Here is a 13,772-nt window from a genome sequence, read left to right on the forward strand (position 1 = left end):
GCCCCTAAGCGGACAGTCCGCAATCACCATGAACTGATGCCGTTTCCTCCCGCCCGAGCGCATTCTCCGCTCGGCTGCATACATGCAGCCCTTCTGGAGAACGTGTCATGGAACAAGGCATACGCTTCCCATCACCCACCTTGAAAACCCAAACCCCCTGGAACGCTGGCAAAATGGTCGGCGCCAAACGGGCGCTGAAAGAGAAACACGTCTGGGCCATCCGCTTCTGGCTGGTCCATGAGGGCAGGATCCGTGATCGAGCGCTGTTCGATCTTGCCCTCGACAGTAAACTCCGAGGTTGCGATCTCGTGACGCTGCGCATCGGCGATGTCGTTACCAGCGGTCAGATCCGGAGCCGCGCGATGATCGTGCAACAGAAAACCAGGCGTCCGGTTCAATTCGAAATCACGGAAACGACGCGCGAGAGTGTCCGCGCCTGGCTGGAGCATCGTGGTGGCTCACTCCAGGATTTTGTCTTTCCCAGCCGCCTGAGCGCGAAGGCACATTTGAGCACGCGGCAATATGCCCGTTTGCTGGACGAGTGGGTGGAGGCGGTTGGCTTAATCCCCGGCGAATACGGCACGCATTCCATGCGTCGGACGAAAGTCGCGATGATCTATAAGCGCACAGGTAATCTGCGTGCGGTGCAAATCCTGCTGGGTCACACCAAGCTGGACAGCACGGTTCGATATCCGGGTGTCGATGTTGAAGATGCCCTGGCTTTGTCGGAGGCGACGGACCTGTGACGTCTCCTACGTTTGCCGCTTGCTCCCTCCCTATGTGTACATGCTATGATGACACATAGGGAGGGGCACATGAGCGAACAGCTTTCTGGCAGCCAGAGCAAGCCACTGAAAATCGGCGTAAGAGAATTCCGCGGCAATCTGACCGCCTACCTTCGTCAGGCGCGACAAGGTAGCACGATTCTGGTCACGTCCCATGATGAGATCGTGGCCGAACTGCGCCCACCGTCCCCGTCCTATCGTCCCCGTCGCCAGCCAGGTGCGCTGCGCGGGCGGATCAAGCTGAGTGATGATTTCGATCAGACGCCGCAGGATATGCTCGACAGCATGGATGGGGTCCTGTGAAGGTTCTGCTCGATACACATGCACTGCTATGGTGGTTGTCAGATTCCGAAAAATTGGGGCCTACATCACGCGAGATCATTGCAGATCCAGCCCATGACATTCTGGTTAGTGTTGTCTCTCTTTGGGAGATTGCTATCAAGATCCGGATCGGGAAGCTGGATGCAGATCTTATCGAGATCACCGATGCTATTCCCACAGAGGGTTTCGCGCTTCTGCAGATTACCCCCGAGCACCTGAAAGTGCTGATGGGCCTACCCATGCATCACCGCGATCCCTTTGATCATCTGCTTATGGCGCAGGCACTGTGTGAACAGGCGTCATTTTTGTCCGGAGATAGCCAGATGACGCATTACTCAATCGAAAGGATAGGCTGTTCATAGCTGTTCGGTTGGTGTCTTAACAAATTACGCATGTTGTCCAGAAAACGGTGGTTCAAATGACACAAGATATTCGCTTCTCTGAACAACGCTTTCCCCGCGTGCGCTTTCGAGCGATTTCCGCCCAGTTTATGGAAAATGGGGTTGTCGCAATCAATATTCGAGTTGACGCTGCAAGATGATGAGATTCGGGGGGCGGCATTACAAACTGGTGCCCCATTTCGACGTGGATCCTGCTACCATCCGAACTTATCGGTGAATGTTATTTGTTGTGCTGCTCGTCCAGACTTTTGTGGCGAAGATCAATCTTACGAGGTGGAGGGATCGAAGAACTGTTTGTTGATGCGATTGTCTGATGATTTTAGTTTTTTGGCGCTTTGATTGAGGGTTTCGGGGGTGACTTTCGCTCTGCGTTTTGAGCAGATCGCGGTCCATCGCCAGTGGGAGGACTACGCGCTCGCGTTCAATCTTTCGAGGAAGAGGAAGCGGCGCATGTTGTAGACAATATTGGCAAGACCGATCCTCATGGTGGCCCGGGTGATACCGACAGTTCGGACGAACAGACCCATTTGCGATTTCTGATCGGCAAAGACATGCTCGACACGAGATCGGACCACCGACTTTCCAGCATTCGATTTCTGGATATGCCGGGGCATAGGTTTGAGATGCGGCTTTTTCCTGTGAACCTTCGAGACAAAGCCCTGCTTGTCCATGAAGTCCTCATTGGCTTTCGAGCGATACGCTGTATCAGCCCAGACGCTTGAGGCCGTATTGGTTTTATCCAGAAGGCCCTCGCGCAGTCTGGCACCATCACTGGCAGCAGCATCCGTTGTCTTCCATTTCCGGATGAACCGGAACTTCCGGTCGATGGAAACATGGGACTTGTAGCCAAAGAACGGAATGGCGAGGTCCGTGGCTGGGATCGTCCCGTCATCCTGCCGCTTCGCTTTGGTAAACTTTAGTGTCCAGCGCGCATGACGGTCCTTATGCGACAGCTTTGCGGGTTTGTCCTGCCAATCTTCAGGAATACGCCCTGCCCGGAGGTCAGCTTTCTCAGCGTTCGTATTGCGCTGCTTTGGGGCGGCTACCAATGTCGCATCCAGGATCTGGCCGGACATTGGCAGATAACCGGCGGTCCGCAGAGTGGCATCAAACCGGTCAAACAGTCTTTCAATAGCTCCCGCCTGGGCCAGACGCTCACGGAACAGCCAGACCGTTTTGGCATCAGGTACCCGGTCCGACAGTCCCAAACCGAGGAAACGCATGAAGGACAGGCGGTCGTTGATCAAATATTCCGTTCGCTCGTCGGACAGATTGTTCAGCGTCTGGATCACCAGAATCTTGAACATCAACACGGGATCAAACGGCGGTCGTCCACATTTGCTCCCATCTGAATAGGCCAGAGCCTTCTCCAGATCGGGGCGGAACACCTCAAAATCCACAGTCCGGGAAAATGCCTCAAGCTGATCGCCAAGCCCGCTTAACCGGGCCAGCCGCTCTTCAACATCAAAGAAACTCGGCTGCTTCATCTGCCATCATCCCCAATCAACGCAGGAGAGATGGAATCACAGAGGAACCCTCAAATCCAGAAGGTTTTTCGAACCCTCCATCTTGCTGAACTCGATTAGAGCATATAACGTGCATGAACCTTTGAAATAAGCTCAGCAATGCCACGCGATCATATCAATGAACTGACGGCTTTTCTCGCGGTTGCCAGGGAACGAAGCTTTACGCGAGCCGCTGCCGAGCTCGGTGTCACGCCTTCAGCCTTGAGCCACACGGTGAGAGGACTTGAGGAAAGGCTCGGAGTTCGCCTGCTGTCTAGAACGACCAGAAATGTTGCAACTACCGATGCCGGAGAGCAGCTTCAAAAGCGTGTCGGGCCCCTTCTTGAACAGGTCTCTACCGAACTCGACTCAGTTGCGTCTCTTGGTAGCAAGCCTGCCGGATCAATTCGTATCACATGCACCGATGCGGCCATAGAACTGGTGTTTCGACCTAAACTTCTCGAATTTCTCCAACAATACCCCGACATCAACATCGAATTCAGCATGGATTACGCTTTTGTTGATATCGTTGCAGAACGCTTTGATGCAGGAGTCCGTATCGGGGAAGCCATCGAGAAAGACATGGTCGCGACGCGTGTGGGCCCCGACTGGCGCTTTTGCGTCGTAGGATCACCGGATTATTTTCACCGTCATCTGCCCCCTGCAACGCCTCATGATTTGCGCCGTCATAACTGTATTAATATGCGGATGACGACTGCTGGAGGAAACCTGAAGTGGGAGTTTCGTGAACCGACAGGACGCGAAATCGCATTTCGTGTGGCAGGACAAACAACGTTTAGCAACTCTATGTTGGTCCTCGGTGCTGCTATTGATGGGATTGGGTTGGGCTACGTTCCTTATGATCTGGCAAAGCCCGATATTGAAATGGGACAACTGGTTGAGGTGCTTTCTGAATGGAGCTTAGAGTGTGAAGGCCCCTATCTGTATTATCCCAGCAGGCGATTACACTCACCAGCTTTTGCAGCGTTGGTAGAAGCCATGAGATATCATCTTCCTGTTTCTTAGAAATAATACCGTCATAACTGAGGAACAAATTTTTAAGGGATTTGCGCCATCTTCCATAGCGTGTCGCGTATCCAGCAGTGCGCCTGATCGTCTCCGTAGGATCCATGCCAGATCATGTCGATCCTGACATCTGTGAGTGCTACAGGAGGCGGACTGGTCGTAAGATTGAAGATCTTTGCCAGCATTTGCGCAGGGCGGCTGTGCATGGTCGCTATCACGGGAGCCTGCACGAGCAAAGGAGCAACGCTCATAAATCTTGGCGTTGTCAGGGCAATTGAGCGGCTCAATCCCAGGAGCGCCAAGGCCTTATCAACCACACCATGCTCCCCAGGTCGCAAGCTTGTCAGCAGATGTGGGAATTTAAGAAAATCGTCGAGAGAAAGTGGTGTTTTTAATTTTGTGATATGAGAATTGAAGAGAACCAGATATTCATCCCGCATTAAAAGACGGCTTTTATGGTGGGTTTGTGCACCACTGAAGGGTCCTATACTAATCGCGAGATCGATTTTGTTTTCATCTAGCGTATTGAGGACGGATTCAGGATCAACGTTATGTAGGCGCAGGCGAATTCCTGGAGCCTTTTCCTGAAGGTACGCTAGAAATCGAGGCATCAGAAGCATTTCGATACTGTCTGGGACTGCAATCCTGAAAAGACGTTCAGCTGTGGCTGGATCAAATGGTGTTTCACGCCCTAACAAAGCCTGAAGACTACTGAGGGCCTCTCGCACGGGTAGGCGGAGAGCTTCTGCGCGCGGGGTGCGTCGCATGCCGCCCGCATGTCGTGTCAACAGTTCGTCTCCAAAAAGAGTTCGAAGACGCCCTAAATTATGGCTCATGGCAGATTGGCCGATCCCCATCAGCTTTCCAGCTTTTGTCACACTTCCCGTTTCCAGAAGAGCATCCAGAGCGATCAGAAGATTCAAATCGAGCCCAGCCAAATTGATATGATCGATACCCACCATTGACCTCATTTGTTTGTTTGATCCTGGCTGTTCTCTTATCTTCTGGCAACGGCTCTGGGGCAGATAAGCCAGTCAATCAAAAAGAATCAGGGGAGGGGAAGCATGGCGTTTATATCGCCCGATACGAAGGCTGTTTCCGACGCTCTGTCGACAATCGTGACTGAGATTTCTCATGCCTTACACTCTGTACGTATTGAGAACTGTAAAAGGGCAGCACGCATGATCGCATCTGCGCCGCGCCTGTATTTTGCAGGTGCCGGTCGCAGTGGCATTGGGATGGGAATGAACGCAATGAGGTTCATGCATCTCGGACTGAAGGTCCACATGCTGTCTGAATCAACGGCACCGGCCGTAAGTTACGGAGATGTCGTAATTATTCCGTCAGGATCCGGGAGCACGGACAGTATGCTCGCGATCGCTCGTAAAGTGGTCCGTGCGGAAGCAGATGTGATTGCCCTGACCACAGCAGCGGACAGTCCCTTGAGCCAGATCGCGACTGTCTCGATCATCATAGATGCTGCTGGGAAGCAAAGTTCACATAGAGGATCCACGGTTCAGTACGCCGGGTCGCTGTTCGAACAGGCGGCCATTCTGGTTCTGGACAGCCTCTTTCATGCCATCTGGCAGGCCAACCACCTCGAAAAGGACGTGCTTTGGGCCCGTCACGCAAATTGGGAATAATGTCATGAAACTTCAGATTGCTTTGGATCTTCTGCGCACGCGAGATGCTCTCCTTCTGCTGGGAAAGGTTGCGCCATATGTTGATATTATCGAAATTGGTACACCGCTCGTCAAAGCAGAGGGTTTAGCGGTTCTCAGGGCTATCAAGACTGCTTATCCAGAGAAAGAACTCTTCGCAGATTATAAAACAATGGATGCCGGGGAGCTTGAAGCCACCATGGCGTTTGAAGCGGGGGCTGACTCCGTTGGCGTGCTGGCCCTTGCGAACGATGCTACGATCGCAGGTGCCGTTAAAGCCGGACATACGTATCAAAAACGGGTCGTTGCTGATTTGATTGGTGTGCCTCCACAGAACCGTCTCTCCCGGATTTCCGAACTAAAAGATCTGGGGGTTTCTCACGTCGAACTCCATGCGGGATTGGATGAGCAATCTTTACCTGGGTACAGCATTGTTGATCTGCTCAAGACAATTTCCGGAAGCGTGCTTCCATTCGCCGTAGCGGGTGGGATCAATGCTTCTACAATCGTGACAGTTCGGGATGCAGGTGCCGAAGTTGCTATCGTGGGAGGGGGAATCTATGACGCGGAGGATCCTCAGGACGCAGCCCGAAGACTGCGCAGTGCCATCAAATGAAGCAATAAAATAATTAAGGAGCTGAACATGAAGTCACGGGCTGCTGTTGCTTTTGAAGCAGGGAAACCGCTTGAAATTGTCGAAATTGATGTTGCGCCTCCCCGTAAAGGAGAGGTGCTCATTCGGATAACGAATACTGGCGTCTGTCATACAGATGCGTTCACCCTGTCAGGCAATGATCCGGAGGGGCTTTTCCCAGTTGTGCTGGGGCACGAGGGCGCTGGCATTGTCGTCGAGGTTGGCGAAGGTGTCACAAGTGTTGCCCCAGGAGATCATGTGATCCCGCTTTACACGGCGGAGTGTGGGAAATGCGAGTTTTGTCTGTCTGGGAAAACCAATCTTTGCATTGCTGTTCGTGCCACTCAGGGCAAAGGTGTGATGCCTGACGGAACAACGCGTTTTTCGTATAATGGTCAGCCTCTGTATCATTATATGGGCTGCTCGACGTTTAGCGAATATACGGTTGTTGCAGAAGTTTCGTTGGCTAAGATCAATCCTGAGGCCAATCCCGAACACGTCTGCCTTTTAGGGTGCGGTGTCACGACGGGTATTGGCGCAGTGCATAATACAGCCAATGTTCAGCCGGGGGATTCCGTTGCGATCTTCGGCCTGGGCGGTATTGGTCTTGCTGCGGTTCAAGGGGCACGGCAGGCGAAAGCAGGGCGCATTATTGCCATTGACACCAATCCGGAAAAATTTGCGTTAGCACGCCAGTTTGGTGCTACAGACTGCTTGAACCCCAAAGATTTTGATCGGCCAATTCATGAGGTGCTGATCGAGATGAGTGGCTGGGGCATCGATCACACATTCGAGTGTATTGGCAATGTCCATGTCATGCGCTCAGCCTTGGAGGCCGCGCATCGTGGATGGGGACAGTCTATTATTATTGGTGTCGCCGGAGCGGGGCAGGAAATCTCGACACGTCCGTTTCAACTGGTTACAGGACGTGTCTGGAAAGGCTCTGCTTTCGGCGGTGTCAAGGGACGTTCCCAGCTTCCGACTATGGTCGAAGACGCTATGAAGGGGGATATTGAACTTGCGCCCTTCGTCACGCACACGATGCATCTGGATCAGATTAACAAGGCTTTTGATCTCATGCATGAAGGAAAATCTATTCGGTCAGTTATTCACTTCCATTGAGGGAATAGGTGGACCCGTCTGTCCGGACAATTTCGGGCTTGAATAAGCTAGAGGGTTCGAAAATCCCTCTGGTTTTGAGTTTATCTGTGTGATTCCATTTCTCCTGAATTGATTGAGGGCGTGGATGATGAAGCAGTCTGGTTTGTTTGATGTTGAAGAGCGGCTTGCCCGGTTGAGCGGGCTTGGTGATCAGCTCGAAGCCTTTTCCCAGATTGTGGATTTTGCAGTGTTCCGTCCTGATCTGGAGGAGGCTCTGGCCTATTCCGATGGAAGCACGGGCGGACGATAGCCTGTCGTCCATGCGCTTCCTTGGGCTGGGGCTTTCAGATCGTGTTCTTGATGCCAAAACGGTCTGGCTGTTCCGTGAGTGCCTGACGCAGATGGGAGCGATCGAGGGTCTGTTCAATCGCTTTGATACAACCCTGCGGAACGCAGGCTCTCTGCCGATGTCAGGCCAGATCCTGGATGCAGCATTGATAGCCGCTCCAAAGCAGCGCAATACGAACACTGAGAACGCCGACCTCCGGGCAGGACGTATCCTCGATGACTGGCAGGACAAGCCGGCAAAGCTGTCGCACAAGGATCGTCATGCGCGCTGGACACTGAAGTTCATGAAGGCGAAGCGGCAGGATGACGGGACGATCCCCACAACGGATCTGGCCACTCCATATCCAGCGGTCCAATGCAGGAAAGTCCGTGATCCGATCCCGCGTCGAGCACGTCTTTGCCGATCAGAAATCACAGACAGGGCTGTTCGTCCGAACTTTCGATATTACCCGGGCCACCATGAGGATCGGGCTCGCCAATATCGTCTACAACATGCGCCGCTTCCTCTTCCTGGAGCCGATCAACGCGAGCGCGTAGTCATCCAGCGGGTAACAGCCCCCAATCTGCTCAAAATGCAGACCGGATGCCATCGCAGAATCAGAACCAAGGCACATCAACAAACGGTTCTTCGATCCCTCCATATGGACAACAGCCCAAAGTATTTCGCGAAAGCCAGATCCGCGAGCTTGAACAACGGATTGAAATCGTTATCGCAGAGGCAGAAGAACTCTCCGCCAAAGCACAGCTTCTCCGTTCCATTCCTGGTATCGGCCCGGTATCAGTCGTCATGCTTCTCGCAGAAATGCCAGAGCTCGGCCGCATGACAGCGACAGAAGCCGCTGCCATGACCGGACTTGCGCCAATGGCTCACGATAGTGGTGCAATGTGCGGAAAACGTGTCATTTCAGGGGAAGGAAGATCTCTCCACCACGTGCTGTTCCAGGCAGGATTAACAGCTGCCTGCCATAATCCTGTTCTGAAAGCTGCCGCCGAACGCATGAAACAGCGGGGTAAACCACATAAACTGATGATCGTCGCTATCGCACGGCGTCTCGTCACAATCGCTATCCTCAAAACCGGAGTGCCATAGCGCATTAGCTCCGCCGCTTAGACACAGTTGCGGGTTTATTTATATCCTTGAAATAATTTCGACAAAATTACACGGTTTGTGATTGCTATCTAGCTGATATTTTAAAATATCATCCCACCCATCTTTGACTGCGCCTGGTGATCCGGGAAGCGCAAATAGTAATTTCCCACGGGACACTCCCGCCATGGATCTAGATTGTATTGTAGAGGTCCCTATCTTTTTATAAGACAACATTCGAAACAGCTCTCCAAAACCGGGAATGTATTTATCTAAAACCAGATCGAATGCTTCCGGAGTGACATCTCGTTTGGTTAATCCAGTTCCTCCTGTGGTAATTATAACATCAACATCCTTATTATCGATCATGATATTGAGCGCGTCAGTAATTCGATTGATATCATCTATTTCAATCGACCTAGCCGCAAGAACGTGCCCTGCCTCCATGACTCTGTCGGCCAAGATCTTACCAGAAATGTCGGTTTCTAAATTCCGGCTATCTGAAATAGTCAGAATGGCAATCCGAACGGGTATAGAGTTGTTCAAGTTATTATCTTTCCACTTTTATTCCGGACGCGACTTTAGCTTCCCCGTCTCAAGTTCATCAGCAAGAGCATCAGCGTGATACACCGTCCTCAATGCAGCCATGATGGCACTTGTATCCGTGGAAACAGCACGATTGCGCTCGATGTCGTAATAAAGATCGCCCGCCAGGCTATCGAGGTTACCGTCAAAAATCAGGCCAACGACATCGCCTTGACGGTTAATAACAGGGGAGCCTGAATTGCCGCCGACAATGTCATTGGTCGACACATAATCAAGCTTCGTAGAGAGGTTTAGATGTGGCTTCGCATCCAACCAGACTTGCGGCAGACGGAACGGATCACTGCCCGTTGCATGTTTGTACATCCCTGCAAAATCCGTGAAGGGTGCAATGACCTTTGCGCCATCCTGGAAGCCTTTAACTGTGCCGTAAGATAGTCGCGGCGAGAACGTGGCATCCGGATAAAGTGTATCTGCCTTTCCTTCTGCCTGAGCACGCGCGAACTGGGCCCGTGCAATCGTACCCTGGGCTTCGTGCATCGGTGCTTCAATCTGGTCACGGCTGCGATTGCGGATCGTGTCCAGAACCGGCTCTAAGTGACGTGCCAGAACGATCATTGGATCTTTGGATGATTCAATGGCCTTGACGCCACCTTTGTAAAGCGCGAGACGCTCTGCGGGATCCGCCAGTTTCGTGCCCTGTATCAGTTCTACGGCGCGCTCATCCGGGCTTTTTTTTCCCAGAATCAGATGGACCGCTGCATCATCCTCACCGAGTATCTGGCGCATGGTCGTCATACCTAACGCCAAAGTCGTAGTTTCCAATTCAGTATGCACCGGCACTTTCGCAGCGATCTCGGTTTCAAGTGCGGCTAATTCCGCATCATGGTAACCGGACCGACGCTCTGTATCTGGCTTCTTTCGTTCATGCGCCGCTGACACCAGCATAACAGCGTCCCCCAGCAGACCATGAACTGTGCGTGTTATGGCAAAATCATGCACATAATACTGACGCTGCACAGCAAGAGCGGCTTCCACTTTTTTGTACGGATCACCATAAGTCTTGCGACGTTCTGCATCTGCGTCAATCCACGCCTGAAGGGCTTGATCTTCCGCCTCGCGCTTTTCTATCACTTCAGGTTCACGCAAAGCCTTTGCTGTACCAGACAGAGATTTCAGTGCGTTCTGAACACCGAAAAGCGTATTTTGTGCGTCAATTAGGTGGGTCTTGCTTTCTCTGGAATACTGCCACAGCGCTCCTTCAAGGGTCGAATAAGCAGCAATAATGGTTGGCAGACTGACATCTCGTTGAAATGCCAATGCGCTGGCCGGAAGGGACCGTTGTGTGCGTCCTGGGTTTCCGGATGTGAAAACCAGATCACCAGCCTTGGGGCCCTTTGGATCGAATTTAAAAAACGGCGTATGAACCGGCTTGCCGTCTTCAAACACCCGCAGCATCGATAGATCAATATCATAACGCGGGAATGTAAAGTTATCGGGATCACCACCAAAGAATGCTATATCCTGATCGGGCGCCATCACGAGACGGATATCCTGATAACGGCGGTAACGATAAAGCGCCGTCTGTCCACCATGATAGAGTGTCACGACATCGCAACGCCAGTGTGAGGCATCACCCAGCGCGCATTCCTTGGTCAGGACACTATTGGCAACCTGCAAAGCTTTGCCATATTCCGCACCATGTTTTCCTGCGGTCATTTCTGCGACACGACCCGTTACATCTTTCACCTGATCCAGACGATCCAGTTCCATCCCCGGACACTGAGGCTCTTTTGAGACCTCTCGAGCCGAGAAACCATCATGGAAATAATCGTGATTTTTGTCAGACAGATCCGTGAGACACGTATTGGCACAATGATGATTTGTCATCACCAAACCATCACCTGATACGAACGAGGCAGAGCAGCCTTCCGCCAAGCGTGCCGAAGACTGAATGACATGGTTAATCCATTCGACAGAGGGTTCAAACCCATATTGCTGCTTCATCTGCCGAATAGGCAAATGATCAAACGTCCACATGCCTTCTTCAGCCTGAGCAGATCCAATAAACGCAGGAATAATTGCAAACAAAATTGATTTTTTTCTCATAAATAAACCCGAATTAAGAACCTTAAAGATACGGAAACATAACTTTACTTGACGTTTTACATTGTAATAATTCCCGTTCCTTGTTTAACGAATTTTAGTATGTTAACTCGCGTCGAAACACTTTATTTTCGGTGGCTATCATTACGTTATAACATCACAAATAACCCGACATCGCAATATTCGTCAAGCATAAGACTAACGTATTCGATCCCGGACTTAAGTTGCGTAGAAATAATCAATAGCCTCTTTGTATATATTGGGATTTCGAAATAGATGTCGGGGCGAAGTCAGAAATGTAGAAATTATTATAAATATTATTCGTATAATCACTTATCCCAATGATATCTAACAACCAAAGAAATCGTGTCGATAAGCTAAAAGACTTGTGCCAAACGAGACTCCGATGCTTTGGCGATTAAATTGATAGCGGATTCCATGTCCAACATTGGTGTTTCTGATCTTCCATATTCCCGGATAGACACGGTGCCTGCCTGTGCTTCCTTCTTCCCGACGATCAGCAACATGGGTACTTTCGCGAGGCTGTGTTCGCGGATTTTGTAAGCGATTTTTTCATTGCGCAAATCGGGCTCTGCTCGGACTCCACGTTGGCGGAGCGCTTTAATCAGATCGACTGCGTAATCGTCTGCAGCGCCGGTGATTGTTGCCACCACGACCTGAATGGGTGCAAGCCAGAAAGGCAGGTGGCCGGCATGGTGTTCAAGGAGAATGCCGATGAAACGTTCAAGCGAACCGAACAGGGCGCGATGCAGCATGACGGGCGGATGTTTTTCTCCATCCGCGCCAATATAATGCGCGTCCAGACGCTGAGGCAGATTGAGATCGACCTGAACGGTACCGCACTGCCAGTCCCGGCCGATTGCATCACGCAGTACGAACTCCAGCTTGGGACCGTAAAAAGCGCCTTCTCCTGGATTGCGTGTGTAGGAGAGGCCTGAAGCTTCGACCCCGCGCTGTAACGCTTCCTCCGAGCGATCCCAGATCTCGTCCGATCCGACACGTTTGTCAGGCCGGTCGGAAAATTTGATACGGACATCTTCAAAACCGAAGTCCTTATAGATCGAAAGCACGAGATGGCAGATCCGCTGCGTCTCGGCCTCCATCTGTTCCGGTGTGCAGAAAATATGTGCGTCATCCTGCGTGAATGCACGTACGCGCATCAGGCCATGCAACGCTCCTGACGGTTCAAAGCGATGGACTTTGCCGAATTCGGCCATCCGCAGGGGCAGGTCGCGATAGCTCTTCAGGCCTTGGCGGAAAACCTGCACACCACCGGGGCAATTCATAGGCTTGAGGGCGTAGGTACGGCCTTCGGTTTCGGTGGTGAACATGCTCTCCCCGAATTTTTCCCAATGGCCAGAGGCCTGCCAGAGCGACAGATCCATGATGTCGGGCGTATTGATCTCCACATAGTTCTCGGCCTTCTGACGTTCGCGCAGATAAGCGAGCAGGGTCTGGAACAGTGTCCAGCCGTTCGGATGCCAGAACACCGCGCCTGGAGCTTCGGCCTGGAAATGGAACAGATCCATCTCGCGGCCGAGACGACGATGATCACGCCGTGCTGCTGCTTCCTGACGCTGCTCCCACGCGGCGAGTTCGTCGGCATCACGACAGGCCGTTCCGTGAATCCTCTGCAGCATTGGATTGCTTCGATCACCTTTCCAATAGGCACCAGCCGTACCGAGAAGTCGAAAGGCGTGTCCGATCTGTCCTGTGCTGACGAGATGTGGCCCTCGGCAGAGATCGACGAAGTCGCCTTGTCGATAAAAGCTCAGGGTGGCATCAGCAGGCAGGGACATGATGATCTCGGCCTTGTAGGGCTGTCCATTCTCCCGGCACCAGGCAAGTGCTCTCTCGCGATCCCACTCCTCCCGGATGATCGGCTCGTCCCGGTCGACGATCTCGTGCATCCGTGCGTCGATCCGAGCGATGTCATCATCGGTGAAAGCGTGCTCAGCGGCGAAATCGTAGAAAAATCCCTGTTCCGTGGCGGGCCCTGTCGCAAGCGCGGTGCCGGGATACAACTCACTGACGGCTTGTGCCAGAACATGGGCCGTGTCGTGACGGATCAGGGAAAGCGCATCGGCGTCCGACCGGAAGACAGGGTCAGCCCGTTGGTCACCAGTTGTGGAGGAAAGATCGCTGATAATGCCGTTCACACGGCAGGCGAGCATATCCTTTGGTGGGTGGGATGAAGGACGGGAAGAGATGGTGGTCGGTAACATGAGAGAGC

General features: G+C 52.3%; 13 protein-coding genes and 1 pseudogene. 9 read left to right on the plus strand and 5 right to left on the minus strand.

Annotation, left to right across the window (positions count from 1 at the left end; genetic code table 11):
• The first annotated feature begins 107 nt into the window (after nucleotides 1-107).
• From A0U94_RS14435 to A0U94_RS14445, 3 genes are read left to right on the plus strand one after another with little or no spacing between them, the layout of a single operon-like run.
• Nucleotides 108-746 carry a tyrosine-type recombinase/integrase gene (locus A0U94_RS14435; RefSeq protein WP_077804043.1) on the plus strand — a complete coding sequence of 213 codons (639 nt, stop codon included), beginning with the start codon at nucleotides 108-110 and terminating at the stop codon, nucleotides 744-746.
• A gap of 45 nt (nucleotides 747-791) precedes the next feature.
• Nucleotides 792-1,088 carry a type II toxin-antitoxin system Phd/YefM family antitoxin gene (locus A0U94_RS14440; protein WP_167369413.1) on the plus strand — a complete coding sequence of 99 codons (297 nt, stop codon included), beginning with the start codon at nucleotides 792-794 and terminating at the stop codon, nucleotides 1,086-1,088.
• Nucleotides 1,085-1,468: a type II toxin-antitoxin system VapC family toxin gene (locus A0U94_RS14445; protein WP_077804044.1), complete on the plus strand. Its 384-nt coding sequence runs from the start codon at nucleotides 1,085-1,087 to the stop codon at nucleotides 1,466-1,468. Before A0U94_RS14440 ends, A0U94_RS14445 begins: the two co-directional genes overlap by 4 nt.
• 446 nt (nucleotides 1,469-1,914) lie before the next feature.
• On the opposite strand, the gene A0U94_RS14455 is transcribed toward A0U94_RS14445, so the two are convergent.
• A complete protein-coding gene (locus tag A0U94_RS14455; RefSeq protein ID WP_077804046.1) occupies nucleotides 1,915-2,994 on the minus strand; it encodes an IS5 family transposase in 1,080 nt (359 codons plus the stop codon).
• Between the two features lie 138 nt (nucleotides 2,995-3,132).
• On the opposite strand from A0U94_RS14455, the gene A0U94_RS14460 reads away from it, so the two are divergent.
• The gene (locus tag A0U94_RS14460) at nucleotides 3,133-4,038 is read left to right on the plus strand and encodes a LysR family transcriptional regulator (protein ID WP_077804047.1); all 906 of its coding nucleotides are present in this window, start codon (nucleotides 3,133-3,135) and stop codon (nucleotides 4,036-4,038) included.
• 32 nt (nucleotides 4,039-4,070) lie between these two features.
• Here A0U94_RS14460 and A0U94_RS14465 read toward each other — a convergent pair whose 3' ends face one another.
• Nucleotides 4,071-5,000 (minus strand): LysR family transcriptional regulator, encoded by a 930-nt coding sequence (locus A0U94_RS14465; RefSeq protein WP_077804231.1) that lies wholly within the window; start codon nucleotides 4,998-5,000, stop codon nucleotides 4,071-4,073.
• Nucleotides 5,001-5,102: 102 nt separating this feature from the next.
• Here A0U94_RS14465 and hxlB point away from each other — a divergent pair, with 102 nt between their 5' ends.
• From hxlB to A0U94_RS14490, 5 genes and pseudogenes are all read left to right on the plus strand, one after another.
• Complete coding sequence (gene hxlB, locus A0U94_RS14470; RefSeq protein ID WP_077804048.1) at nucleotides 5,103-5,681, plus strand: 6-phospho-3-hexuloisomerase; 579 nt, start codon at nucleotides 5,103-5,105, stop codon at nucleotides 5,679-5,681.
• 4 nt (nucleotides 5,682-5,685) lie between these two features.
• Complete coding sequence (hxlA, locus tag A0U94_RS14475) at nucleotides 5,686-6,315, plus strand: 3-hexulose-6-phosphate synthase (RefSeq protein WP_077804049.1); 630 nt, start codon at nucleotides 5,686-5,688, stop codon at nucleotides 6,313-6,315.
• Nucleotides 6,316-6,342: 27 nt separating this feature from the next.
• Nucleotides 6,343-7,455, plus strand: a complete 1,113-nt coding sequence (locus A0U94_RS14480) for an S-(hydroxymethyl)glutathione dehydrogenase/class III alcohol dehydrogenase (protein ID WP_077804050.1) — start codon at nucleotides 6,343-6,345, stop codon at nucleotides 7,453-7,455.
• Between the two features lie 124 nt (nucleotides 7,456-7,579).
• Nucleotides 7,580-8,319, plus strand: a pseudogene (locus tag A0U94_RS14485) (transposase).
• Between the two features lie 46 nt (nucleotides 8,320-8,365).
• Nucleotides 8,366-8,872 carry a transposase gene (locus A0U94_RS14490; RefSeq protein WP_235993402.1) on the plus strand — a complete coding sequence of 169 codons (507 nt, stop codon included), beginning with the start codon at nucleotides 8,366-8,368 and terminating at the stop codon, nucleotides 8,870-8,872.
• Nucleotides 8,873-8,911: 39 nt separating this feature from the next.
• On the opposite strand, the gene moaB is transcribed toward A0U94_RS14490, so the two are convergent.
• From moaB to thrS, 3 genes are all read right to left on the minus strand, one after another.
• The gene (gene moaB, locus A0U94_RS14495; RefSeq protein WP_077804051.1) at nucleotides 8,912-9,415 is read right to left on the minus strand and encodes a molybdenum cofactor biosynthesis protein B; all 504 of its coding nucleotides are present in this window, start codon (nucleotides 9,413-9,415) and stop codon (nucleotides 8,912-8,914) included.
• An 18-nt stretch (nucleotides 9,416-9,433) separates the two neighbouring features.
• On the minus strand, nucleotides 9,434-11,521 hold the full coding sequence (locus A0U94_RS14500) for a S46 family peptidase (protein ID WP_077804052.1): 2,088 nt from the start codon (nucleotides 11,519-11,521) through the stop codon (nucleotides 9,434-9,436).
• Between the two features lie 374 nt (nucleotides 11,522-11,895).
• Nucleotides 11,896-13,698, minus strand: coding sequence for a threonine--tRNA ligase (gene thrS, locus A0U94_RS14505; protein ID WP_371818978.1), 1,803 nt, complete (start codon nucleotides 13,696-13,698; stop codon nucleotides 11,896-11,898).
• Nucleotides 13,699-13,772 lie beyond the last annotated feature (74 nt).

The organism is Gluconobacter albidus (genome assembly GCF_002005485.1).
GTDB classification, from domain to species: domain Bacteria; phylum Pseudomonadota; class Alphaproteobacteria; order Acetobacterales; family Acetobacteraceae; genus Gluconobacter; species Gluconobacter albidus.

Coding starts and splice junctions, on each gene's coding strand:
- A0U94_RS14490 (WP_235993402.1), top strand. CDS start 8,366: ATGCCATCGCAGAATCAGAACCAAGGCACATCAACAAACGGTTCTTCG.
- A0U94_RS14435 (WP_077804043.1), top strand. CDS start 108: ATGGAACAAGGCATACGCTTCCCATCACCCACCTTGAAAACCCAAACC.
- A0U94_RS14440 (WP_167369413.1), top strand. CDS start 792: ATGATGACACATAGGGAGGGGCACATGAGCGAACAGCTTTCTGGCAGC.
- hxlB (WP_077804048.1), top strand. CDS start 5,103: ATGGCGTTTATATCGCCCGATACGAAGGCTGTTTCCGACGCTCTGTCG.
- A0U94_RS14460 (WP_077804047.1), top strand. CDS start 3,133: ATGCCACGCGATCATATCAATGAACTGACGGCTTTTCTCGCGGTTGCC.
- A0U94_RS14480 (WP_077804050.1), top strand. CDS start 6,343: ATGAAGTCACGGGCTGCTGTTGCTTTTGAAGCAGGGAAACCGCTTGAA.
- A0U94_RS14500 (WP_077804052.1), bottom strand. CDS start 11,521: ATGAGAAAAAAATCAATTTTGTTTGCAATTATTCCTGCGTTTATTGGA.
- A0U94_RS14455 (WP_077804046.1), bottom strand. CDS start 2,994: ATGAAGCAGCCGAGTTTCTTTGATGTTGAAGAGCGGCTGGCCCGGTTA.
- hxlA (WP_077804049.1), top strand. CDS start 5,686: ATGAAACTTCAGATTGCTTTGGATCTTCTGCGCACGCGAGATGCTCTC.
- A0U94_RS14465 (WP_077804231.1), bottom strand. CDS start 5,000: ATGGTGGGTATCGATCATATCAATTTGGCTGGGCTCGATTTGAATCTT.